This window comes from Fervidobacterium islandicum, assembly GCF_000767275.3.
Taxonomy (GTDB): Bacteria; Thermotogota; Thermotogae; order Thermotogales; family Fervidobacteriaceae; genus Fervidobacterium; species Fervidobacterium islandicum.
Map to the genome: position 1 here is coordinate 1,406,883 of NZ_CP014334.2, position 25,138 is coordinate 1,432,020.

The following is a 25,138-nucleotide window of genomic DNA, read 5'->3' on the forward strand; positions in this document are numbered from 1 at the left end:
ACATATGGGATGGAAAAAAGTAAGTACAGAAATACTCCCGATTGTTTTTGCAATTTTTGTTGTTGTGTCACTAATGGCCATGTATTTTGAGGTGAGCTTCACAACCAAAGCCGCCAACGAAGAATGGATTAAAAAGGTAAAAGCACTGGCAGATACCCAAATCGAAACCGTTGTCAAATCAACTAAATTAATCCAAGGATTTGTTGAAACTATTTTAGACGATGACAAAGCAATTACACTTTTTAAAAAGCGGGACAGAGAAGGTTTGTATAATTATCTTCTCCCTAAATACCTCAGCTTCAAAAACGTAGGAGTAGGCCAGCTACACTTCATAACTCCGGACTTAAAGTCGTTTTTGAGGTTCCACAAGCCTGAAGAATACGGCGACGACCTGTCGTTCAGAAAAATGCTTGTAAAGGTCATCGAAACAAAACAAAAATTAACAGGTGTAGAGCCCGGGATCATAGGTTTAGTCTTAAGGGCTATTTCTCCGATAATGGAAAATGGAGAATTCATAGGTATAGTCGAAGCTGGGATCATATACGATGAATCACTCTTGAAAGAATTGGAGAGCAAAGTTGGTGGTGTTAGTGAGTTGTACATCCTCTACGACCACCAAGGAAAGCTGGAAACACCCACGGTTCTTAAGAGCAATCCTAACGTCGATTTAGCCAAAGAAATAGATATCGATAAATTCCTAAAAGATGAGAATTATTACGAATTCAAAAACGGATATCTTTACATGTCAAGCCATTTTAAAAACATAGACAACGAAACAGTAGCAATTCTTCTGTCAAAAATTCCTCTGACAAACGTTTACGCACAGGAAAAAACATCCAAAATAATCACCATAGTGTTTTCAATTATAATCGCTACCGTCTTGCTTTCCATGTCGTTCTTCATGCATAGGAGTATAAAAAAGCAACTTGCTTTCAACAGGGCAAGCGAGAACCTTATTAGAAATATCTCAGAGAGCATCATACATACTTCCTCTTCGGCATCCGAGATAAAGTCAATGGCAGAAAACACAGAATTAGCAACGACTGAAGTTGACAAAGCCTTGCAAGAATTTTCCGCATATCTTGAAGAAAGCCGTGCAGAGACCGAGACGACGATAAATGGTCTAACGGAGTTCACCAACACCATTGAGCAGATCACCGAATACACTTCAAAACTTGCTACACTAACGGAAACACTCAGCCAACTTTCAGACAGGATAACAGATATATCCGACACAATCACCGTTTTGGCAATAAACGTTTCCATAGAGACGAGTAAACAGAATATTGATAAAGAAGGCTTACTAAGGATCGCCGAGATGATAATGGAACTTTCAAATTCTGCGCGTAACCTTGCAAAAGAAAGCAAACATTCCCTTGAAAACGTTGAAAATATAGTCGCCTCAACAACGCTTGTAACTGAAAAGATAAGAAAGCGAATATCATCAATTCGAGAATCTCTTGATTCTATCGTGCAGGTGGCCCAGGCATCTACGACGAACGTTGAGAAGATAGTTAGTGCTTCGAAGATGGCGCACAATTCAGTTGAACAGCTCTACTCAGGTATCGAACAGCTCGAAGAAGCTATAATTAAAATAAAGGAAGAAATCGAAACATTCAGTTCAAAAGTGCTAACTGCGTTACAATCTGGGAAAGCCAACGAGCAGGATCAGGAATAAAGTACGTTTCATCTTGGAGTGCTGATAAGATTTCTTTGGGGGTCGTTGAGGTTTGAAGTTGAAAAATCAAAAAAGCGCGTCAAACACAAAAAAGGTCATTATCGTAGGCTCAGCTGGAAGTCCTTCAGTAGCTGTGGACATTCTAAAGATCGAAGAAAAATTGAATATACCTGTTGTTGTAGTTATTCACTTCACAAGCAGTGCAATACCGACGTTTGCACAGCATATTCATTCTGAAACCGGCCATGATGTGACGATAGTCGACGGTCTAACCATCCTTGAGCCGGGGATCTATTTGCCCGAAGGCGGTAAGGATTTGGTCTTTGTCAACGAAGAGACCGTAACGGTTATCGATGAACAAACATCGAAAGAAAGCGTACATCCTTCCATCTCCGCTTTGTTTAAATCTCTTAGGAAAGTGGCAAATCCGGACTTCACAATAATTGTCCTCGGTGGTTTGGGGAACGACGGTGCTGAATATGTCAAAGAATTGAAGGCAAAAGGTGTAAAATTCGTTATCGAAAAGACGCCGAAGTTTCCGTATCTTCCAGACAATATAGCTCGGCAATTGGGTGAAAGGTACGAAAGATACGAAATTGAAAGGATAAGAGAGCTGATCAAGACGATAAATATCCAAAATTCCTCGGAAAAGGCGCGAAAAATTGAAAATCATACAGAAGGCGGTGATGGGAATTGAAAAAGGTACTCATAGTGGATGATTCTGCTGTGTGGAGGACTTATCTACAGAATCTTTTAGAACTGCACGGGCACACAACTGAAGTTGCAAAAGATGGGCTTGAAGGCTTGAATAAATTTTTCACGTTCCTACCTGATGTGGTCATTCTGGACTACGTCATGCCAAAACTAAACGGTGTTCACTTCACAAGATTCATTAGAAGCTTCAGTACATTCAGGAACGTCGGAATTATGATCCTTACGGGGGCTGAAGAGACAATAAATCCGTTCTGGGCAAAAAAGAGCGGTGCAAATGTGTTCTTGAAAAAGACGGCAGCTCAGAGTGAGATCGAAAGAACCGTTCTTGAGTTTGTATCCCAGCCGTTCTCTATGGAATGGTCAAGAGAACTCCACACGCTCCACATCGAACCGTACGGCGAACTTGTGGACATACTTGAGGAAAGTCTGCGAGACTCCACAATCACAAAGGAAATTTTGCAACTCTCAGAATACATCTACGACGAAACCCTTATCATGAAGAAAATCTACTCACTTTTCACCGAACTGCTTGAGTTCGACAACTTTTACGCCTGCATCTCTACTTACTCACATGCAAGAATATACGCATTTGGGAAAACTGACCTTGCAAGTCCGTACAGTGTGTTAGAAAAAGCAGAAAATTACGGTTTTTTTAGTTACTTCGAGTATGTTGAGAAATGCTACAACTTTGCCGATAGAAACTTAGGACAAGCTGTCGTGGAGCTCATGTCAAAGAAAGATGAACCTATAGGCTTCGTTCTTATCGAAAATCCGAAAATCCCCGAAGTCGCGGGACATATCCTTGCACTTGCTAATTACAGCATCTCTCAATTATTTGATTTGCTCAATTACAACAAGCTACTTGGTAGTGGGAAAGAATTAGATGAAGTAACGGGAGCTTACAATCGTCATTCGATAGCTGCCAAAATAACCAATTTGATGGATTTCTCAAAAAGAAGCGAACTACCCCTCTTGTTCGTTCGTATCACACTGCGAAGTCTAAGGAAACTTTACATTTCCAAAGGTGCGGAATATACAAACCGTTTGCTGAAAAGCTTTGTAACATTGCTTGAAGAAAGTCTTTCCGATACAGTTGCAAGAGTCTCAATCGGTGAATTCTTAGTAGTCTTATTAGGAAAAAACCAACAACAAGCGCAAGCTCAGATAGATTCACTTTTGAAGCTCTGCTCTGAACCAGGCAGATGCGAAGATTTAAAAGAATTGGTCATAGAAACATATATCCTTGAATGGAAAGATGAAAGTATCGGTGAGATCTTTGAAAGGCTATCAAGCAAGAAATAAAGAAGATTGGGGAGGAGAGCATTTATGAAAATCAACTTGCGCATTTCTTGGAGCTACGCGATAACTGTTTCTATTTTTGTCTTAGCCTGGGTTGTCGTTATCCTTTTGTTCTTCATGTCAGAAGCAACAAAATCCACCACCGATGTCGCTTACAAAGTTTTACTGCAGGAAGTCGTCGCCATTTCACAGACCAAAAGCTATGCTTTAATATTTATGGAAAAACCATCTTTCGGATACTACTACATGGTGGACGAAAAAGGGTACACCGTTGCTCACACGGACAGAACAAAAGTTGGACTAAATGTCCGAGAACAAGTCCCCGAACTGTTCGAATTCATGGAAAAAAATAAAAAAGGAGTTTACGAATACAAATACGAAGGCATAAAGCGGTACGTTGCCTTTACATACGATGGACAATATTATTTTGCACACGCGACATCGGAAAACGAGTTACTTAACCGTTTCCAAAAGTTCAAAACCACTTTCAACAGAGTGCTGCTACCAGTGGTAATTTTACTCACTCTTGTGAGTAGCTACTTTGTGGCCGAATTCCTTTTGAAAAAACCGAGGTACCAACTTAAAGTTTCAAACAACTTAGTCAAAAATATCTCGGAAAATATTATACAGACGTCTTCTTCTGCATCGGAGATTAAGGCTATGGCAGAGAACACCGAAAGTGCAGCAAACCAAGTAGACCGCTCGCTCGAAGAATTTGCAGCTTACTTAGAAGAAAGCAGAGCGGAAACTGAAACCACGATAAGAGGGCTTAACGAATTCACAAACACAATAGAGCAGATAACGGAATACACTTCGAAACTCGCCGTGTTAACGGAATCTCTTGGAAAATTGACCGACAGCATTACCGATATTTCAGACAACATCACCGTTTTGGCAATTAACGTATCCATCGAAACGAGCAAACAGAACATAGACAGGGAAGGATTGTCAAGGATCGCTGAAATGATTATGGAGCTTTCCAATTCTGCGCGTAACCTTGCAAAAGAGAGCAAACAATCTCTTGAAAATGTTGAAAACATAGTGACATCAACGACGCTGATAACAGAAAAAATCACAAAACGCCTATCCTCCGTTCGAGAATCGCTCAACACGATACTCCAAGTGTCGCAAGCTTCGACCACAAACGTCGATAAACTTGTTAATGCATCACGTATAGCTCACGAATCGGTAGAAGAACTCTATTCGGGCATCGAACAGCTCGAAGAAGCTATCATGAACATAAAAGACGAGATTGAAAGATTCAAAGAAGAAATTGGGAAGTTCAACCTGTGATTTTACACCTGTCAGGAGGATTGGAAATGGAAGGTATGGAAAGAGCCGAAAATTTCGTGTTTTTTGACTATTCCCCACTTTACAGACAGATGGCTATCCTTCAAGCTTTGTTTGAAGGAATAACGAAGCATTCCGAACTGGCTTTGAAAGCAGGAATCGTTCCATCGCTTGTGAACAAATACCTGAAGAACTTTGAAAAAGAAGGACTGGTTCGTAAAACAAAAAAGGGCTACGAATTAACAAGTGAAGGTATCGTTCGGCTCAATTACCTGAGGTTAGGATACTTATCGGAAATCTCCCAGATGTACAAGAGCATCGAACTCAAATTCCAAGACATATTCCTGAAGATCACAGGCAAGAAGGACCTTTGTGTTTACGGAGCTGGTGTTGTTGGGAAGATGCTTGCTCAGTTGATTTCCACAAGGCAAACCCACAATGTAGTAGCCTTTTTAGATGAAGATGAAAAGAAGGTCGGAAGTCGGATCGAAGGGATACCGGTTATGCCACTTGACACACGCGTTCAGGCTGATGCCTACATAGTCGCTTCATTCAAGAACGCCGAGTCAATGGCGAAAAAATTGCTCGACAAAGGTTATAGGAATGTCTACACTGTAGAATTCAGCAAAGATAGGTTAAGACTCGTGTGGAAAGGATAGTCAGCTATGTCCGAAAAAGAATACTTTGAGAAGCTTCTCGCTGGTGTTGAACAAAGCCTGAAAGAAGAATTTCTATCGCTGAAGCAGTTGAACGAGGAAAACTTTTCGGAATACAAAGACCAGTTCTCTGAAGTATTCTGGAAATTATACGAAGCCATCGCACAAAACATAGATGAAACGTCCCCGCTTGAGCAGAAATTCTTCCTTCGACTTGGGCTTGTCGATCCCAGGTACCTGACGAAAGATGACTTGGAAAGAATCAAAGAGTGCATGATTTCTCAACCGGATGACACATTTTACTACGTCGACGAGTGGTTAGTTGCGGTGAAAAATGGAAAGATAAATCCCTCGACATTCGAAGAAGTAATCCAAGAACAACCCCAAGAAAAGCGCACTTATGATTATACTTGGATCGAAAAAGAATACGAAAGAAAGCTTTTCGAACGAAATGTGGAAGAAGAAAAACTGAAGGACTTAGTGAAAGGAGTACAAGGAAAAGGGCCTTACACAAAAGGCGTGTACGTTATATTCGACGAGATAACAAAATCAATCGGAAAGCTCAAGAAACTAGATAACGACATCAAAAATTTAAAAGAAACTCTCGACAAAGCTAGAGAGCAAGCACAGGCAGTCCAGCGGCTGCCTAAATCAAATGGGAAATCCTCAGCTTTTACGGAACCTTTGGTGATCCGTCAGATGGTTAAAAAGACAGTAGGAAAACTTGGTATTCAATATCCTGCGCTCACCTCGAACTACTTAAGAGAAATCAGCGCGATTTTTTCCAAAAAAAACTCGCTGAAGCTCTTTGAAGAACTCAAATTGCTTGATCCAACAACATTGAGAAGAACGATCAAAGGTACTGAGGTCTTCATGTCACCGTTTGTAATATTAGTTCCAGGCTATGGTGAAAGTGGCTTTTGCTGGGAACCTATCGAAGGTTTAAATATCTATGGACGTGGTCGTATTGTTGTCCCCATATTCTCCAGAAAAGGGCTTGATCCGTTCTATCAAGCGTTCGGGGAATACAGATGGAAGCTTGAAAAAGAACTTTCATTCGGTAGGTGGATGGAAGAGGGACTAACGGGGGAATACTACCAGTACCTCGAAGAAAACAAACTCAAGGGTCAACCTGCTGAATATTTCGTTAAAGACTACATCCTCTGGCTTTCAAAAGAAGCAAACGGTATACAAAAACTCGACAAAGCGGTTCGGGAGATATTTTGGAAATACATGCCATTCGATGATTCAGTGAAGGAAAAGTTATCCAAAGTGAGCTACATCTACCAACAACTATGGGAAAGAGATTTAAGGAAAAGGCAGAGGGACCAGTACTAATGAAAAGGGGGAACGACTGTGACAAAAGTAAAAGCTTTAAGAGCAGTTTTACTAGCGGCTATTTTCTTTGCAATTGCTTTCGGTTTATTTCTTTTTTTGAAAGAAGTTTTTTCAGGTAGGCTGATCGTAAGGGATTACATCTTCCAAATTGGACGTTTTCAGATCAGATGGTACAGTGTATGCATAGCTACGGGGATCTTCACAGCGTATTTTCTTGCCAGAAGAAGACTGAAAAACTATCCTATAACCCCAGAAGACCTCGACGAAGGTGTATTCTGGGGAGTTATATTCGGTATACTTGGTGCAAGGACTTACTACGTGATCTTCAACTGGTCGTATTATTCACGGTATCCTTCTGAAATTTACAAAATTTGGCACGGTGGACTCGCTATACACGGTGGATTTTTCGCAGCGCTTTTAACAATATATGTGTATTCAAAAATAAAGAAACGGTTCACCTTCGTTCAGGCAGCTGACCTTTTCACCTCCGTTCTTCCAATTGCCCAAGCGATTGGTAGATGGGGGAACTTTTTTAACTACGAAGCCTACGGCAGACCGACAAACTTGCCATGGGGAATGTACGTTCCACCAGAAAGGCGCATGCCGGGTTTCGACATGGCAACTCATTACCACCCAACATTTCTCTACGAAAGCCTCTGGGATTTAGCGGTGTTTGTGATACTTTACTTCATCGTAGAGAAAAGAAAAAGGCACTTCGGAGAAACGACCGCACTCTATCTTGTGATGTATTCTCTGGGTAGGTTTTGGATAGAAGGTCTGCGTTTAGATAGTCTCATGGTAGGTCACCTCAGAACTGCGCAGATAGTAAGCATAGTGCTCATAATCTTCGGAGCATCGTGGTACGCTTTTCTGCTTGGGAAGAACAAAAACTCAGAAACAAATCCCGAAAGTAAATATCAGCCTAAAGGATAAAACATTTTTCGAACTTTTTCCAAACCTTTGAACGTTTTTTGAAAATCTAGGGTCTAAAATAATGGGAAGAATGGAAAACCTCTAGATGTTATTGGTGAGACCGGTATGTTGTGTGTTCCTTCTTAATCCTACAGCTTAAGGGGGGATTATATGGAAAAAGAAAAGATGGTCAGCTATGTGAAATACGAACACGAACTGGAACCAGAATACCGGGAAAAACTCGCCGAAGCAAAGAGGAAAAGCGATGTTCGGGAAGTTTTTGCCGAGTTCGTTATCAGATTGCTGCGAATGATCAACCCGGACATACCATTTTCATTCAAAGAGCAAATTCGGTTTGATGAAAAGGAATTCCAATTCGAATTCGTGGATGAACTAAAACAAGCAGTTGATGAACTCTCTGCAGGGAGTGATTTGAAAGCGATAATAAACAGAATGTACGAAGCGGCAAATAAAAGATACAAAAAAATTGAGCACGACGAAAATCTGGACTACTTCAGGTTAGGAAACAACGCGAAGAAAGAATAAATTCTCCCCCTCCCCTATCCCCCAATGAAAAGACATTACCCCGTGTGTTTGTTTTCAACGCACGGGGATTTTTTGTACTATTACTTCTTTGTTCTTTGAGTTTTTAACTCTTTTAAAGCCTGTAGATTCAATGCCCTTGGTCCCAGTTCAAATGTTGTCTTGTAACTTTCGCCGAGTATCGTCATCGTCACACCTGCAAAACAAGTCTCCTTTATGATAATTCTCGGATTTAACTTGAACATCTCCTGAGTAGAAACAAACTTTAGGGCCTTTAGTTTTTGTCTCAGCTCATTGATTTCGTTTGCAATCTCCTCTCTCCTGGCCTCCAGTTGAACGATAAGGCTTCTAAATTTGTCCTTGTTAACAGAAAAACTTTCAGAAAGCTTCTCATATGCAGCCCTTAGTTTTAAGACATACACACTTATATCGCTCATTTCATCTAAGAGCAACTTCAACCTGTGTGTTATCTCCGCTTTTCTTGTTTCGTATTCAAAATCTATACCTACTTCAACATTCGTTGCCACCCCGAATTCATTTCCAATGCGTCTTGCTTCAACGAGCTCCCCAGCCTTTACGTTACCTCCCAAGATCAATCCTTCTCCAGAAACCTTGACTGACCTGCCTGCTATCACTTCTGAGTTCATCACATAATCTCCTACATAAATGTCCTTTTTAGCTATCACCAACCCCTCGGTTATGAACTGCACAGTAACACTTCCATCAGCCATCACCAAACCTCTTCCCCTGCCAAAGAACCCACCTTTTATGTACACATCCCCACCAGCTTTAATCTTGACACTTCCAGACACTACACCGTTGATATTTAAATCCCTACCGGCACTTATTCTAAAAGGCCCGTCGACATTACATGTAACAACAATCGTTCCTGGAAAATCAAACTTCCGGCATCTTTCCAAATCTTGTTCTCCAATGATAAGAACGTCCCTAACGTGGACTCTTCCTTCTTCATCTACATACGGTTGACCGCTAATTGCAGCAACGATTTTGTTGTCTACGACCTTTGTATTTTCACCGGCGTATTTTCTCAAATCAAAATCTTGCCCCTTTTGACTCGGTGATGCTGTTAACTAAAAGTATTGAAAATTTCCAAAAACCGTATTATCTTCTTATTAGTGGAACACCCCCCACCATCAATTCTCACAAAAAGGAGGTACTCCACTATGCAAAATTCTGTAGTCTCTTGCCCCAAATGCGGCTCTACCAACATCTACAAAAACGGTCATGATAAGTACGGTAACCAACAATACTTTTGCAAAGACTGTAAGCGCACTTTCAGACTTGTTCATTCAAAAAAACACAAGCTCTTCTCTTTCCCTTATCCTAAATGCCCTGTCTGTGGAAAAACTATGCAAATCCACAAAATCAAAAAAGCCTTCGTTAAGTTCCGTTGCCGTTCTTGCCATACCAGAGACGAAATCCCAACTAACTTACCTCAATTTGTCCCTCTTCCTTTCGACTCTTTCAAGTTCTTCCGTTTCCCTATCTTTATTGTCCTTAAAGCCTTCGTCCTTTATTTCAAAGCTGTGTCCTTGCGTTCCATCAGAGACTCACTTAATATCAAAGTCTCTCATGTCGCTATCTACAAGTGGATCCTTAAGTTGTCTTGTTTCTTTTCCATCCTCGTTCCTGTAGATGCTTTCAAAGTCCATGGTGATGAAACTGTCGTTTTGTTTAAATCCAAAAAGTACTACGTTTGGTTCTTAGTTGAGCACGATTCGAATCTTATTGTTGCTTGGCATGTATCCAAATATCGCGATATGGGTCAAGTGAAGATATTGTTAGAGAAGTTCTTTGGTAACAACGAAAGAGAAATCGAACTAATCACTGATGGACTTGGTGCGTATGGTGCAGTGAAGATACTATACAAGAATATCAACCATATAGTTGTGAGACTTGGGCAGAACAATCAATGTGAATCTAAATTTTCGTTATTCCAAGACTTTGTACGAGCCAAGCGTGGATTTAAGAATATTGACAATCTTCCAATGTACGTAAACAGCTTTTGTGTAGTGAGAAATCTCTTGAAACTGAACGGGAATGATATTGCGCGTGTTATGAGTGTTCTATTGTCTTCCATCACTACAAGTTAACAGCATCACTCGGTATTTCTTTGCCAGTCACCGTTCTTCCTGGAACGCCGTCCTTTGGGGGAATTTTCTCGGCAAGCACCTGCCCCTCGGTGCAACTGGGGAATTCGTCTAAGCCTTCAAGTTCTCTTGATATTTTGAACCTATATTCTATCATCGCATTCACAGGGGCTTCTGGCAGTTTTCCCTCCGCAACTAATATCTGCTGGTAGGTCATCTTCTCGTTGATTATCTTTTCAAGAACATCCTTTTTGATACCAAAGATCACACCTGATTTGTTCAGGGCACCGATTAGTTCGTCTATTGTCGGCATCTCCTTTTCAAGTCCAGGGATAATGGTGACATACGCTTTCATTTCATCTTCGCTTACTGTTACGTAAATTCTTGGATTTTCATACTCTTTGAGCTTCTCTTCAAGATTTTCAATCTTCGAAACTGCTTCCTCCAAATATTCTCCCATCTTCTTTCCAGCAACGACATCATGAAAATCTTCCGTGGCTTTTACCTCTTTCCCTACAAAAGCTCTAAAGGCAATAGGTGTGATGATTACACGAATAGTACTATCTGCATCCGTACTAATATCAACGTGAACGTGTTCGTACCAATTTTTCCCGTACCGTTTCTCAAGCTCATCGAAGACTTCTGTTAACTCCTTTGCTTTGATAACCTCCATTCAATTCACCCCCTAACATCGTTCTGGGGACGATCATCGTTTGACCGAGCTATTCAATTTTCTTCAACACCATGCCTTCCTTTACAAGCCCACCGTTCTTCGCATCACTGAAGGTTATCTTGTTCTTTCCCGGGAACTGGATATACTTTATCCACAACGCTTTATCTTCGCAAGCAACAAGCCCACCTTTCGATTTGTCTATACATACCACCGTTCCTGGCGTTGGTAAAGCCCCATGCCCACTATCGAATTCAAATTCCTCAACTTCGCAAGCACCGAACAACTTAACTTCAACATCGTCTAACAACGCCCTTGTTCCTGGAACAGGATCGTACGCTCTGATCTTATTCCTCACCACTTCTGCTGGCATTGAAAAATCCACACACAGATCTTTCTTCTCAATCTTCGGAGCATAACTGGCTTGCGTGTGGTCTTGGGGGATCAATGGAACTGGATAATTTGTTAAAAACTCATCGAGCAATTGCGTTCCGTATTTAATCATCTTTTCGTATAATTCACCGAGCGTCTCACATTCGCTGATTTCAAACGCCTTTTGCATCGCTATATCTCCATCGTCCATTCCTTCGGAGATTTTGAATATAGTAACCCCTGTAACTTTTTCACCTGCTTCTAAGCATCTTTGCATAGGAGCTGCGCCTCTGTACTTAGGCAAAAGCGAAGTATGAACGTTGTAAAACTTCAGCGCATCTAAAAACGGCTTTTTCAAAAGCCTGCCGTACGCAACAACGATGCCAATGTTTGGCCTGAACTTCTCGATAACTTCCATCCCTTCTTTTGCCAAACTCTTCGGTTGGAAAACAGGTATTCTGTACTTCAAAGCCACTTCCTTCACAGGGGTTGGCAACAATTTCTGACCTCTTCCGCGCGGTTTGTCTGCCTGTGAGATAACAGCCACAATGTTGTAATTCCTTTCCAGCAAGAATTCCAAATAACTTGCGGCAAACTCCGGAGTACCAAGAAAGAGTATTTTCAAATCTTCCCTAGACTTCACACCGCTCATCTACCCAACCTCCAGCGTTTCGGATTTAAGATTTCCAATAAACCTCTCAGAAGCTAATATCTATCGCATTCTTATTATACCACAAAAGCCTATTCTAAAATCAGTTGCAAAAATCCAAGAAGTTTTGGTATAATTGACAATGTTAGATGCAGCAAACTTATAGGAACGATTAGAGTGAAAACGAAAACACAGAAGATTTCCGGTAATAAGTCAAGAGGAGAAAAAATAGAAAAATAAAAAACCTAGTCAACACTTTGACTTTCAATAACTTAATATTTCACTTTCATTCTTCACATACTTGATTTCGTTCTTTTTACCTATTTCATCGGTACATACGGTACGTTGTTCTTTAGTAAATAATACACTAAATTTACTAATTTCCTTGCAGTTAATATTAGCGCTCTCATGTGTTTGTGTGTTGTTGCTTCTGCGTACTTTTTGCGATAATATTCTTTGTATACAGGATCGTATGTCTTTACTCCGTTCGCTGCCATTACTAGGTATGTTCTTAGATACTTGTTCCCTTTTTTCGTTAGTTGGTTGTTTTCTGATTTGTAATTTCCACTTTGATTGATTGTCCATACAAGCCCTGCGTATGATGCTAACGCTGAGGCTTTTTCGAAACGATTGATGTCTCCTATTTCGGCTATAATTCCAGCTGCAGTTATTTCTCCTATCCCTTTGACTGTTGTTAGTGTGTTCGAAATTACTTTAAGTAATTTACTTATTTCTTTCTTTACTAGTTCGATTTGTTTTTCATAGTGCTGTATCAAATCGATAGTGGAAACAATAGATATTCTCAGAGTGTTTGAAGGATTAACAGACAACCTCAAGGCATCTTTAGCAAGAGTTTGGAGTTTTTCTGCTAAGACTTGTGAAGAGACATTGTGTCTGGAAATTTTCGCAATATATTCAAATAACTCTTCAATTGGCATGTTTGCGATTTCTTCGATTGTATAATCTTTAAGCAGGCATTCGAAAGTCTTATTTAGTTTAAAGTCAAGTTTAGGGAAATAAAGAGAAACGCCTAAGTTTCAATCGAGCGATATCTTCGTTGAACTTTAAATAAAGTCTGGTGAGATTACGAAGCTCAGAGATGATATATGAGTTATTGACAAAAGGGACTAAAGACTCAGGAAATTTAGAAGCGATAGAGAAAATAAGTTCAGCATCGATTTTGTCAGTTTTAGGACGATTGAGAATTTTGCGATAGAGCTTAATGTTATCAGTTTTAACCCAAAAGACAGGTACGTTGTTTTGAAAGAAGAAGTTAGCGACATTAAAAGAAAAAACACCAGTTGATTCAAGGACAAGAGAAAAATCGGAAGAAGAAGCAAAAGCTTTGTTAAAAAGTTCAACAATACCTTGAGGAGAGTTCTCAACAGTCCCACTACCGATGAAATCAGAAAAGAAAGAAAGATAGTTCTTTGAGACATCAATAGCTAAAATAGCCAAAGGAATCACCTCCGGATTGAGTACAGCCTTACAACCTCGCGGTACATAAGAAAACGAGGCAAAACATTTTCCGGCAAGTAAAAAGCTGTACTCTAGTTAGGCAATCTTATTTAAGAGAACAAAGTCTCAAGGAGGGGCAACCTGAAACTATTTTACCAGAGGTGTTAAAAAATATGCATTCAATTTTCAAAGACCAATTTTAATTTTTACCGAACTTATTATACGAGGAGGGAGAACGATGAAAAACAGAAGGTGGATTTTTCTTTTCACGGTGTTTGCTATTTTACTAACCACTCTGGCTTTTGCAGATTCAAAAACAGAAGACTTAAACAAAATGTTCTACGAAGCAAGAAGAGACCGTGATGCAAGCAAGATTCAAAGTGTTATTAAAGACATCGAATCAACACCAAATTTCGACAAAGATTCGAGACTTCTAACGATATTAGCAGATGCGTATTTAGAATACGGCTTGTGGGGAGTAAGTGACAAAGAAAAAGAAAAGACCTACGAAAAAGCACGCTCCTACGCAGAAATGGCTCTCAAAATCGATCCAAGGAATGGCAGGGCATCTTACATAGCAGGTGCCTCAATTGGCAGGCTTGCTCAGTACAAAGGTATATTGCAGAGCCTTTTCATGCTCGGGGATTTCGACAGATACATCGACAGCGCAATAAAACTCCTCGATGAAAAAGACGAAGAACAAAGGTTGTACAAAACATTTGCTTACATAGCTTCTGGCATGAGATACAGAGATGTTCCGTGGCCACTGTACAACTACAAAAAGTCTGAAGAGCTTCTGAACAACGCGTTGAAACTTACTCCAAACTATTCAAACATTTACTTAGAACTTGGACTTCTGTATGTTAAAACAGGTGACAAAGCCAAAGCAAAGGAGATGTTCGAGAAAGTAATTTCCATGCCACCTCATCCTTGGCTTGTTAAAACACACGAAGAAGCTGTGAAAACAGCTCAGGAAGAACTGAAAAAGTTGAAATAGAGTTTAAAATAATCTTCACATGATTGCCTCGCGCGAAGCGAGGCATTTTTGTTTTGCAGTACATCGATATGATTGGCTGAGAAAAACGATGCCATCGGCTGAAGTTGAGATTTAAAACAAGAAATTCCACATTAATTCTGGTTATTGCAATGCAAAAACGCAGCACGTAGCATGTTATAATAAATGCGTAAAACAATCCACACTATATCAAGGCGGAGGTAGGAGCATGAAGTTTTCACGGTTTTTTGTTTCAGTCTTTTTCTCGGTTCTTTTTTTATCTCCGTTTTTGGTAACGTTACCAAAAAGGAACTCAACAAGATGTTCAACGAAGCAAGGTGAGACTACGACGTTCAAAAGATTTAAAACGTCATAAAAACTATCGAAGGCACTCCGGGATTCGACAAAGACGCAAGGCTTCTTACGATCCTTGCGGATGCTTGTATGGAGTACGGTGTATGGGGTGCAAGCGATAAAGAGAAAGAAAAATTTTACGAAAAGGCAAGAAGTTACGCTGAAGCCACGCTCAAACTCGATCCCAAAAACGGTCGAGCTTCATACGTTGCAGGTTCTGTAATAGGAAGACTCGCGCGGTACAGAGGCATCGTCCAAAGCCTTTTCATGCTTGAAGACTTTGACAGATACATCGACAACGCAATTAAGCTGTTAAACGAAAATGACGAAGAACAAAGATTGTACAAGACCTTTGCCTATATCGCTTCTGGTATGAGATACAGAGACGTTCCATGGCCACTGTACAATTACAAAAAGGCAAAAGAGCTTCTTAATGCTGCCTTAAAGCTTATGCTCAATTATCCAAACATTTGCCTTGAGCTTGGTTACCTGTATTTAAAGACCGGAGAAAAGGCAGAAGCCAAGGAGATGTTTGAAGCTAAAGACACTCTCGTGTCTTCAGACATGAGTAACAGCTGATATGTTAGATAGTTATGTTACCAGAATCGTCGTTTTGAGTTTCAAACAACAGATGGTATAATACATTTAGCATGTTAATTTACCTACAAATGAGCATCGGTAGTGGCGTGCCTTTACAGATGGAAAGGTAGGGAGAGAAGTTAAGTTGATAGTCACGTACAGATATAGGATATATCCAAACAAGCAACAAAAACTGCAACTTGCCAAAACATTCGGCTGCACAAGATTTGTGTGGAACTATTTTCTTGCTTGGAGAGAGGAAAGATACAAAGAACAAAAACTCGCAACCACTGAGGCTGAGTGTAGAAAACACCTAAATAGCGTGCTCAAAGAGCAGTATCCTTGGCTTAGGGAAGTCGATAAGTTTGCTCTGGAAGATGCATTGATAAGATTGGATAATGCTTACAAGAGATTCTTCAAGGGTCTATCCGGTAAACCTCGCTTTAAGAAGAAAAAATCACACAGGTTTTCATACACAACGTATTCTACAAACAACAACATCCAGATTGATTTCGGAGTTATGGCAAAAGATAAGACCAAGAACCGCTGTTGGGGAAAAATAAGACTACCAAAACTTGGTTGGATTAAGGCACGAATACACAGAACGTTCAACGGTAAGATAAAGACTGCAACAGTTACGTTACTTCCCAGTGGACATTACTATGTTTCAATCGCTGTTGAGGTTGATAAAGTTAACAACAAAACCAAACACCAGAGCCAATCAACTATGCAGTTGCACTTGACCTTGGGCTTAAAAGTTTCTACGTGGATAGCAACGGTAATCGTGTCGAAGCACCGAAGGTGCTTGCTAAATATGAGAAAAAACTAAAGAAACTGCAAAAAGATTTATCAAGAAAGAAAGTAAAAAGCAAGAACTTTGAGAAAGCAAGAATCAAACTTGCTAAGTTGCATCAGAAGGTATCAAATATCAGAAATGATTTTCTGGAGAAATTATCCTTGCAGGTGATTAACGAAAACCAAGTAATTATCTGCGAGGATTTGCGTGTTAAAAACCTGGTAAAGAACGGACGGCTTGCAAAGAGCATACATGATGCATCATGGTCGAAATTTTTACAAATGCTAAAATACAAAGCCGAGAGACGAGGCAGGATTTTCATGCAGGTATCGCCAAACTTTCCATCATCACAAATATGCAGTGATTGTGGATACAAGAATGAGGAAGTGAAAGAGCTGAGTGTGAGAGATTGGGAGTGTCCAAGGTGTGGTAGTGTACACGACAGAGATTTCAATGCGGCGAGGAATATACTTGCAGAAGGTCTAAAGCTGCTTAGCGAGATTAATAAACCCGTAGGGCTGGGACGGTCCGAGCCGGAAGGCGATGCCTGTGGAGGCAAGACCTCTACTATCGGTGGTGTACCACTGGTAGCAAGTCTTGTCAGTGAAGCAGGAAGCTCGTGACTTCAGTCATGAGCGGTTCACAAATCTGAAATGATGGTCACTTGCATAGGGAAAGCCAACTTGGATATTTCTTATTCTATTCAGCAAGTACATTTGGGGGACAACCACGTATCACTCTCAGTTGACCTCCACCTCGGTGGGAAGGCGGCAAATGTATCGGTAGCACTCAAAAAACTCGGTATACAGTCACAGCTGATTGCAGATATTGGTAATGACCCTTTCGGACAAAGGATTACTGAAGAGTTGAAAACATTTGGTGTAATTTCCCTTCTCAAAGTAAAGCCCGCCATGACGGGCTTCACTTTTATCGTTGTCGAACGCGATGGAAAAAACACCATGTTCAACTATCCCGGCGCTAACTTATTACTTTCTGTAGAAGATATCTCAAGTTTTAAGAACGAACTACTCAGTTCCAGTATCATATTCTACCAATCAGGTACAGGAAACCAAAATGAAATTATTCGTTATTTAAAAACACTTCGCAAACCGATATTCTTAGAACTCTCCGAAGCCGTTGAACCTGATTTACTCAGCGAAATAGACTTTGTTTCACTCAACGAACAAGAGGCAATAAATATAACCAACACACGAGATATCGACAAAGCTCTTGAAAAGCTCTTAAGATATGGCATCAAGAACATCTTTCTCAAACTCGGCGAGAAAGGGAGCGTACATGCAAGCAAGCAGGGAATCGTTAGAAAAGGTGCTTTTAAAATCCAACCAGTTGACACGACAGGAGCTGGTGATTCGTTCAGCGCCGGGTGTATATACGGTATTTTGCACAACCTTGCGATTGAAAAGATTCTTGAATTTGCCAACAAATGCGCAGCAATAACGTGCACGCGTTTAGGTACGGTGAGCGCGTTTCCAAGCATAGACGAGGTGGAAAAATTAGGTTTATAGCTTTAGATAAAAATAAAAAAACCGATGGGGGATTGCCCCATCGGTTTGCTGTGTTTTCGATTTACTTAATGCCTATTCCATACCAAAGACAGTCCACCAAATGTAGAGTGGATCCGAAGGAGTATTGAGGTTTAAACCACCGTATTCGTCCATTATCACCCACGTTGTTCCTTGTTTTAGCACACCTCTGACTGGGATTTCATAGCCATTAATTGTTACCGTTCCCTGTATCAATATATCCGATTGAGCGGGCAACAGCGTCTGAATACCTAGGGCTACCGGACCTGATAAGTAAGAAATGTCATACTCTCTGCCCTTCTGGTACTTGTAGCGGCCGTAAATTCCTCTCAGAGCTGGATCAACAATTACGAACTCGGGGAATCTCACTCCTGTTAGATCAGTATCAAACTTTACTTTAAAGGTTGATGAGAAGTTTACTGTTAGTTCCGGATTTTCCTGAGAAACATCAAAGTTATCAAACGCCGCCTGTCTTTCCTCTTCCATTCTCCAAGAAATCGCATAAGCACCAGGCTGGCTTTCACCGCCGTACGGTGCTAATGCCCTGTCCCAATGATCTGGACCGCCGACAATAATTTTGTAAGTTCCTTCATCTATGTGTGGGAACCTCGCAATTCCGTCCAGGCCCGTCTTTGCAAAGTAGCATGAACCATTATCTCTCATCAACGAAACAAACACCGTAGGAACTCCCCACTCTTCGTACGCATCGGTAACTACGACCTGAAATTCTTCGACACCGCCAGCTGTCGGTAATGAACCTTCCAGTGCTGTATTCAATTTCACAAGTCCGTAACCTGTATCGTGGTCCCAACCATTGTTGTTAAAATCATACGCTGTGTTTTCAAGCAGCTTTCTTATCTGCCATGGTTTTGCATTTGGGAATTTCTGCAGCAACACAGCAACGGCGCCGGTTACGTGCGGTGCGGCCATCGATGTTCCCTGATAATAGTCATATGTACCACCGTTGGTTACAGGAACGTTTGGGTTATGCCCTTCATACCCGAGGCTAGCCACACCAGGAACTGTCGAAAGAATTGCAACACCAGGAGCACCCACTGAAACTCCATCGCTTCTGCTGGAGAAACTTGCTACCCTGAAGGTACCACCGTAGTATTCAAGTGCTGCAACTTGTACAACACCAGGGTATCCAGCTGGGTATTGGTGATGCGAATCGGAAGTATTATTACCTGCCGAAACAACCATCACAACTCCATTTTTCAGTGCATAGTCAAATGCTTCCTTCATAGTGTAGCTGTATCCCCGGCCACCCCACGAGTGGTTCATTACCTTGGCTCCGTGATCAACTGCCCAGACGATACCTGCAGCTACAAAGTCGTCACCAACGTATCCATTTCCACCAACAAGTGCAGGATCATCAAAAATCACTATCGGCATTATCTTTGCGCCGGGTGCAACACCGACGATGCCTTTACCGTCTTTCTTAGCAGCGATGGTACCTGCTACGTGCGTACCGTGCGCACCGCCGAATGAGGAATCTGTTCCAGCAGGAAGTTCTTCATCAAAAGCTGGTCTGTAGCCACCAATAACTTGCCCTTGCAGGTCTGGATGCGTTCCATCAACACCGGTATCGACAACGGCTACGATTACTCCTGTTCCAGATGCTTCCTCCCAAAGTGTCGTTGTTATACCGAGTGCTTCAAGTCCCCAAAGTTCGTTGGATAGTTCTTCTCCGTAATTCCTCGTATTGTTTAATCCAGGTTTGCCTATTTTGAACATTTCCGGATTTGGTTTTACGACTGTTGGCTTTATCAGTTCTCTCTTGTAACTTGGTTCAACGTACCTAATACCAGAAAGTTTGAGTGTTTTTATTTTATCGTAAGCCTGCTTGACCGTCATGTTATTTAACTTGATTGAAACTACCTTAATTTCTGGTATTTCAAGTACGATTTTTCCATTAACTGCTTTAACAATCTTGTCGACTTCTTTTCTGTCGTTATACCCAACAAGAATTCTTCCTTCCGTGTATTCACCATCTTTCAATTCGCCAAATAGAATGTTGAATCCGTTCGGCTTGATTTCAGGTAGAGAGGTTAGATCTTTAATCTCATTTCTTGGTTCAAAGCTCGGATTAGTACATGAAAATAGCGCAAGAAGAAGAGCAACAACAGAAATGATCAAGAATGCTTTTCTCATCACAATCCCCCCCTTCTCAATTCTCACCAGTTACGAATCTGTGGTAAATTTCTGTAGGAATTGTTCCAAGACCAATGTAGTTGTTATTATCGACTCTAATTGCGTAAGCGATGCTTCTATCGCTTGGGTCAATGATTCTTGCAACAAGCAATTCATTGCCCCATTCGTAGACTTTGTTGGCTTGTAGTTTGTTGTATGGATACCATGCTTGTGCTGAAAAGTCTATCCAGCGATATGTTCCAGACGTGAAATCACTGAATTTAAATTCAACAGTCGGAGCCGTTGCAAGAGTTCCGAATATCGAATAAGAACCGGATGTAGGATTCGTACCTAACGAGTAGTAACAGTAATCATTGACCACTTCATCGTACAACCAGATATCCCAGAGGTATTGAACCGTTCCTTCAGCAGTTGAAGACGTACCATCAAATCTCCACCTAAATGTTGGGTCCCTTGAAACGTTCGTTGAACCGTTTACAGGAGATACGTAGATTACATTGAACATCGGAAGTGGGATAACGTCTCCGATAACCGTGTACGGCGTTTCAAATCCGTCGTACACCGACGAAACAGCGTAGTATACCCTCTTCAGTGGTTCAAGTTCTGCCGAGTAGTCACGGTAGTAATACGTTGTGTTAGGCACCGTTGCTATTGGTTCGTATGTAATGTTATCAAACGACCTATAGATTCTGTAAGCTTTTGGACGTGTTGTATTTGACGCAGAATACCAAGCTCTCCAGCGCACTTCAACATAGAGATTAGTACCTTTAGGAGCTGCTGTCGGCTTTTCTCCACCTTTGTAGTACTCTACAGCCAGATTTCTTGTATATGCCAAAATGTTGTAGCTTGTGGGAGCTGCTGTTGTGTACCTTTGAACAATGTAAGGAACGATGTTTGTTGCTGCTTGTCTTACAATGTTGACGTACACTATTTTTTCATATCTATTGTCGTTCTGATCATAAACATCAATAAGAACTGGTGTCATACCTTCAAACTCGGCCGCTGATTGAGTAGCTACGATAGGATTGCTGTAGCCAATAGTTCGCGGAGCTGTAAATGTTGCAGTTCCTGGTACTCCTCCGACTTTGACGTACCATAGATTGAGTGTGTATTCGGTTGAAGTAGCTTGTCCAACAACTCTTATGGTATCAGTACTCAGGTTACCGTTGGGGAGTACCACGTTGTTGTTTGCATCATACATCGCAAAATTAAGTTCGAAAGGTTTTACAGAGGTTGTCGGTCCGAGTTTTGCAACTCTGAGTTGTGTTTCGAATTTAACTGTTTCGTTGTGTTTCAGTCTTAATCCTTCGATATATGTCTTGGCATATCCAGCTTTTTCAATTACTATGTCAAAATCTGTTGTTGTGGATAGAGTAACGTTGTTGAATTGAACCTTTCCATTCGCATCAGTTGTACCAACGGCTACTTGAGTGTTACCAACCATCAATTTAACAGCTGCGTCAACAGTAGCGCTACCGGATTTATAATCAGTCACGTAAACTACCAATGAACCAGTTCCGTCGTATGGTGCGCTTACTTTAAATGTCATGTTAGCTGTTCCACCTTTGCCGTCGGAAACTTCAACTGTCACCGTATTCTTTGTTGAACTCTTTGCTGTTGGGAACCAATAGTATTTATTACTGATAATATACCCGGGACCAGATTTGATTTTGAATGTCAAAGCATCGCCGTCTGGATCGTATGCATAGTCGGAAAGATTAATAGTTAACATCTTACCAACGTTCACAAGCTGGTCCGCTATTGGTAAAACGGAAGGATTTCTGTTGGTAGTAGGAACAGGAAGTACAGAAACCTTTAAGTGACCATATGAGAATGCACCTTTCGAATCAGTAGCCTTTAGAAGGAATATGTAAAGCCCTTCTGCGAAAGTAGCTGTGTCCCACTTTAACCTATCGTTTTCTATTAGTGCTCCCGATGGCCCACTTTCGAGCGTTATAGTTATTTCGTCACCGTCGGGATCACTAACTCTGCTCGTTAAATCATAGTCAAGCTTTTGACCCTTAATTATTTGAATGTCTTCTGGAAGATTCCACATCGGAGCGTTGTTCGGCGCAGCTGAAGCCACGACTATCAAAGTAGCAAACGCTTCTCCACCTCTTCCGTTAGAAGCCTTCAATGTAAATGTATAAGTTCCTACTGATGCTGGAGTAAACTTAAAGACCTTGTTTGTAATAGTTGCACCATGAGTCTCGCCCACAATAGTAATCGTGACTTGATCCCCATTTGGATCGGTTACTTTCCCAGATAGATCAAAGCTGACTTCTTGCCCTACGGTACCAGTCAAGGTGTAATTTGGCTTATCCCAAACCGGTGCTACCGGCACACAGCTGGTGAGTGTGAGCAGCAAAAACAACATGATACTGGCTGCTAAAAATACCACTTTCTTCACACTAATCCCCCCTCGTTTTAGAGATGTGATATTGCAGGCTTGGTAATTTGAGGACTTTCGTTTAGCTTCCCCCGTTAGCTTTGTTTGTTAGGAGAGCATAATAATTATACAATTTTTATATTTTGATGTCAATACCATCCGTCCCTATTTTCTGTTTATATTTCAAAAAGCGGTACATCGTTGTAAAGCTTAGTTAAAAATCATTCCTTCTAAGAAATTCTCTCAACAATGCAAGTGTATGCTCGTAGTCTTTTTTGTTGATTATCGACACCGGTGAGTGTATGTATCTTGCCGGCACTGAAACAACGCCTGCTGGGATGCCCGTTAGTGCGTACCTTCTTGCGTTCGTTCCACCAACGGTGCGCATTTTGTATTGGAATGGTATGTTGTTCTGCTTTGCTGTCTCAACGAGTTTTTCAAATATCGTCTGGTTTACTACGTATCCGCTGTGCATGAAGGTGATGGCTGGTCCGTCTCCAAGATGTGTGGACCAAAGCTGTCTTTCAAGTTCAGGATCATCACCGCTTGTTGTGGTCTCAACTGCAATTGCTATGTCTACTTTGAACTGTTCAGCTATGATAGCTGGTCCTCTAAGACCTGTTTCTTCTTGAACGGTAAATGCAAAGTATACGTCGTGGTCTGTTTCTATGCCTTCTTCTATTAAGTCCATTAATACACTGCAACCACACCTATCATCAAGTGCTTTGGCGATTATGTAATCTCCCCGCTCTTCGTATGATGTCACAAACGATACGTAATCACCGATTTTTACTAGTTTTTCAGCTTCGGCTTTCGATTTTGCTCCGATGTCTATTTTAAGTTCGCTGTATTTAGGTGTGCTCAGATAACCATCCCTTTGCAGATGTATCGCTTTGTAGCCGATAATACCGATGACGTCTTTCCCAACTTTCACTTTCTTGCCAATAACAACCCTCGTATCCACACCGCCAACCGGTGCAAATGAGAGTGTCCCGTCTTCGTTTATGTTTGTAATCAGAAAGCCCACTTCGTCCATGTGTGCATCAAGCAGTATCTTTTTGCCACTACCTTTGCCTTTTTTGAGTGCTATCAAATTGCCCATTCTATCCGTAATTACCTCATCGACTTTGCCAGCGATCTTTTCTTTTATGTACTCTCTGACGTTATCCTCGTTTCCCGATGGACCTGCAAACTCTGTTAAGTCTTTCAGGTACTTAAGCATCATTCTCCCTCCTCGTATAATAAGTTCGGTAAAAATTAAAATTGGTCTTTGAAAATTGAATGCATATTTTTTAACACCTCTGGTAAAATAGTTTCAGGTTGCCCCTCCTTGAGACTTTGTTCTCTTAAATAAGATTGCCTAACTAGAGTACAGCTTTTTACTTGCCGGAAAATGTTTTGCCTCGTTTTCTTATGTACCGCGAGGTTGTAAGGCTGTACTCAATCCGGAGGTGATTCCTTTGGCTATTTTAGCTATTGATGTCTCAAAGAACTATCTTTCTTTCTTTTCTGATTTCATCGGTAGTGGGACTGTTGAGAACTCTCCTCAAGGTATTGTTGAACTTTTTAACAAAGCTTTTGCTTCTTCTTCCGATTTTTCTCTTGTCCTTGAATCAACTGGTGTTTTTTCTTTTAATGTCGCTAACTTCTTCTTTCAAAACAACGTACCTGTCTTTTGGGTTAAAACTGATAACATTAAGCTCTATCGCAAAATTCTCAATCGTCCTAAAACTGACAAAATCGATGCTGAACTTATTTTCTCTATCGCTTCTAAATTTCCTGAGTCTTTAGTCCCTTTTGTCAATAACTCATATATCATCTCTGAGCTTCGTAATCTCACCAGACTTTATTTAAAGTTCAACGAAGATATCGCTCGATTGAAACTTAGGCGTTTCTCTTTATTTCCCTAAACTTGACTTTAAACTAAATAAGACTTTCGAATGCCTGCTTAAAGATTATACAATCGAAGAAATCGCAAACATGCCAATTGAAGAGTTATTTGAATATATTGCGAAAATTTCCAGACACAATGTCTCTTCACAAGTCTTAGCAGAAAAACTCCAAACTCTTGCTAAAGATGCCTTGAGGTTGTCTGTTAATCCTTCAAACACTCTGAGAATATCTATTGTTTCCACTATCGATTTGATACAGCACTATGAAAAACAAATCGAACTAGTAAAGAAAGAAATAAGTAAATTACTTAAAGTAATTTCGAACACACTAACAACAGTCAAAGGGATAGGAGAAATAACTGCAGCTGGAATTATAGCCGAAATAGGAGACATCAATCGTTTCGAAAAAGCCTCAGCGTTAGCATCATACGCAGGGCTTGTATGGACAATCAATCAAAGTGGAAATTACAAATCAGAAAACAACCAACTAACGAAAAAAGGGAACAAGTATCTAAGAACATACCTAGTAATGGCAGCGAACGGAGTAAAGACATACGATCCTGTATACAAAGAATATTATCGCAAAAAGTACGCAGAAGCAACAACACACAAACACATGAGAGCGCTAATATTAACTGCAAGGAAATTAGTAAATTTAGTGTATTATTTACTAAAGAACAACGTACCGTATGTACCGATGAAATAGGTAAAAAGAACGAAATCAAGTATGTGAAGAATGAAAGTGA

At 40.8% G+C, this 25,138-nt stretch carries 20 protein-coding genes and 2 pseudogenes; 15 read left to right on the forward strand and 7 right to left on the reverse strand.

The genetic code is table 11. The features are described 5' to 3' along the window. The first annotated feature begins 4 nt into the window (after positions 1 to 4). The 8 genes from NA23_RS06740 to NA23_RS06775 all read left to right on the forward strand — a co-directional run bounded on the left by NA23_RS06740 (position 5) and on the right by NA23_RS06775 (position 8,433). On the forward strand, positions 5 to 1,678 hold the full coding sequence (locus tag NA23_RS06740) for a cache domain-containing protein (protein WP_084384067.1): 1,674 nt from the start codon (positions 5 to 7) through the stop codon (positions 1,676 to 1,678). Positions 1,679 to 1,730: 52 nt separating this feature from the next. Continuing rightward, on the forward strand, positions 1,731 to 2,375 hold the full coding sequence (locus tag NA23_RS06745; protein ID WP_236938341.1) for a chemotaxis protein CheB: 645 nt from the start codon (positions 1,731 to 1,733) through the stop codon (positions 2,373 to 2,375). Then, complete coding sequence (locus NA23_RS06750) at positions 2,372 to 3,694, forward strand: GGDEF domain-containing response regulator (protein ID WP_052107193.1); 1,323 nt, start codon at positions 2,372 to 2,374, stop codon at positions 3,692 to 3,694. Before NA23_RS06745 ends, NA23_RS06750 begins: the two co-directional genes overlap by 4 nt. 24 nt (positions 3,695 to 3,718) lie before the next feature. Then, the gene (locus tag NA23_RS06755) at positions 3,719 to 4,984 is read left to right on the forward strand and encodes a chemotaxis protein (protein ID WP_033191962.1); all 1,266 of its coding nucleotides are present in this window, start codon (positions 3,719 to 3,721) and stop codon (positions 4,982 to 4,984) included. 26 nt (positions 4,985 to 5,010) lie between these two features. Next, positions 5,011 to 5,640 carry a winged helix-turn-helix domain-containing protein gene (locus NA23_RS06760; RefSeq protein ID WP_052107194.1) on the forward strand — a complete coding sequence of 210 codons (630 nt, stop codon included), beginning with the start codon at positions 5,011 to 5,013 and terminating at the stop codon, positions 5,638 to 5,640. A gap of 6 nt (positions 5,641 to 5,646) precedes the next feature. Continuing rightward, on the forward strand, positions 5,647 to 6,975 hold the full coding sequence (locus NA23_RS06765; protein ID WP_033191963.1) for a hypothetical protein: 1,329 nt from the start codon (positions 5,647 to 5,649) through the stop codon (positions 6,973 to 6,975). Between the two features lie 18 nt (positions 6,976 to 6,993). Next, positions 6,994 to 7,908, forward strand: coding sequence for a prolipoprotein diacylglyceryl transferase (gene lgt, locus NA23_RS06770; protein ID WP_052107195.1), 915 nt, complete (start codon positions 6,994 to 6,996; stop codon positions 7,906 to 7,908). A gap of 150 nt (positions 7,909 to 8,058) precedes the next feature. Then, positions 8,059 to 8,433 carry a hypothetical protein gene (locus NA23_RS06775; protein WP_033191964.1) on the forward strand — a complete coding sequence of 125 codons (375 nt, stop codon included), beginning with the start codon at positions 8,059 to 8,061 and terminating at the stop codon, positions 8,431 to 8,433. Positions 8,434 to 8,513: 80 nt separating this feature from the next. On the opposite strand, the gene NA23_RS06780 is transcribed toward NA23_RS06775, so the two are convergent. Continuing rightward, positions 8,514 to 9,482 carry a FapA family protein gene (locus NA23_RS06780; RefSeq protein ID WP_033191965.1) on the reverse strand — a complete coding sequence of 323 codons (969 nt, stop codon included), beginning with the start codon at positions 9,480 to 9,482 and terminating at the stop codon, positions 8,514 to 8,516. A 132-nt stretch (positions 9,483 to 9,614) separates the two neighbouring features. Here NA23_RS06780 and NA23_RS06785 point away from each other — a divergent pair, with 132 nt between their 5' ends. Continuing rightward, complete coding sequence (locus tag NA23_RS06785) at positions 9,615 to 10,544, forward strand: DDE-type integrase/transposase/recombinase (RefSeq protein ID WP_033190913.1); 930 nt, start codon at positions 9,615 to 9,617, stop codon at positions 10,542 to 10,544. Here the strand turns inward: NA23_RS06785 and NA23_RS06790 are convergent. The 3 genes and pseudogenes from NA23_RS06790 to NA23_RS10710 form a co-directional block, all read right to left on the reverse strand. After that, positions 10,534 to 11,214, reverse strand: coding sequence for a flagellar assembly protein A (locus NA23_RS06790; RefSeq protein WP_033191966.1), 681 nt, complete (start codon positions 11,212 to 11,214; stop codon positions 10,534 to 10,536). The genes NA23_RS06785 and NA23_RS06790 overlap by 11 nt on opposite strands. Before the next feature lie 49 nt (positions 11,215 to 11,263). Further along, positions 11,264 to 12,208 carry a methionyl-tRNA formyltransferase gene (gene fmt, locus NA23_RS06795; RefSeq protein ID WP_033192673.1) on the reverse strand — a complete coding sequence of 315 codons (945 nt, stop codon included), beginning with the start codon at positions 12,206 to 12,208 and terminating at the stop codon, positions 11,264 to 11,266. A gap of 344 nt (positions 12,209 to 12,552) precedes the next feature. Then, a pseudogene (locus NA23_RS10710) lies at positions 12,553 to 13,690 on the reverse strand (IS110 family RNA-guided transposase). 238 nt (positions 13,691 to 13,928) lie between these two features. Here NA23_RS10710 and NA23_RS06810 point away from each other — a divergent pair. The 5 genes from NA23_RS06810 to NA23_RS06825 all read left to right on the forward strand — a co-directional run bounded on the left by NA23_RS06810 (position 13,929) and on the right by NA23_RS06825 (position 17,939). After that, on the forward strand, positions 13,929 to 14,687 hold the full coding sequence (locus NA23_RS06810; RefSeq protein WP_033191967.1) for a tetratricopeptide repeat protein: 759 nt from the start codon (positions 13,929 to 13,931) through the stop codon (positions 14,685 to 14,687). Positions 14,688 to 15,128: 441 nt separating this feature from the next. After that, entirely contained in the window at positions 15,129 to 15,617 is a 489-nt protein-coding gene (locus tag NA23_RS06815) for a tetratricopeptide repeat protein (RefSeq protein ID WP_052107196.1), read from the forward strand. Positions 15,618 to 15,762: 145 nt separating this feature from the next. Beyond that, positions 15,763 to 16,446 (forward strand): RNA-guided endonuclease TnpB family protein, encoded by a 684-nt coding sequence (locus NA23_RS10625; protein ID WP_203225707.1) that lies wholly within the window; start codon positions 15,763 to 15,765, stop codon positions 16,444 to 16,446. Continuing rightward, on the forward strand, positions 16,383 to 17,036 hold the full coding sequence (locus NA23_RS10630; RefSeq protein ID WP_275060684.1) for an RNA-guided endonuclease TnpB family protein: 654 nt from the start codon (positions 16,383 to 16,385) through the stop codon (positions 17,034 to 17,036). Before NA23_RS10625 ends, NA23_RS10630 begins: the two co-directional genes overlap by 64 nt. A 30-nt stretch (positions 17,037 to 17,066) precedes the next feature. After that, entirely contained in the window at positions 17,067 to 17,939 is an 873-nt protein-coding gene (locus NA23_RS06825; RefSeq protein WP_084384068.1) for a carbohydrate kinase family protein, read from the forward strand. Between the two features lie 72 nt (positions 17,940 to 18,011). Here NA23_RS06825 and NA23_RS06830 read toward each other — a convergent pair whose 3' ends face one another. From NA23_RS06830 to NA23_RS06840, 3 genes are all read right to left on the reverse strand, one after another. Further along, positions 18,012 to 20,111 (reverse strand): S8 family serine peptidase, encoded by a 2,100-nt coding sequence (locus tag NA23_RS06830; protein ID WP_033191969.1) that lies wholly within the window; start codon positions 20,109 to 20,111, stop codon positions 18,012 to 18,014. A 16-nt stretch (positions 20,112 to 20,127) separates the two neighbouring features. Next, positions 20,128 to 22,521 carry an Ig-like domain-containing protein gene (locus NA23_RS06835; RefSeq protein ID WP_033191970.1) on the reverse strand — a complete coding sequence of 798 codons (2,394 nt, stop codon included), beginning with the start codon at positions 22,519 to 22,521 and terminating at the stop codon, positions 20,128 to 20,130. A gap of 193 nt (positions 22,522 to 22,714) precedes the next feature. Beyond that, a complete protein-coding gene (locus NA23_RS06840; protein WP_033191971.1) occupies positions 22,715 to 23,722 on the reverse strand; it encodes a M42 family metallopeptidase in 1,008 nt (335 codons plus the stop codon). A 238-nt stretch (positions 23,723 to 23,960) separates the two neighbouring features. Between NA23_RS06840 and NA23_RS10715 the strand changes: the two are divergent. After that, positions 23,961 to 25,098: pseudogene (locus tag NA23_RS10715) on the forward strand (IS110 family RNA-guided transposase). The last annotated feature ends 40 nt before the right edge of the window (positions 25,099 to 25,138 follow it).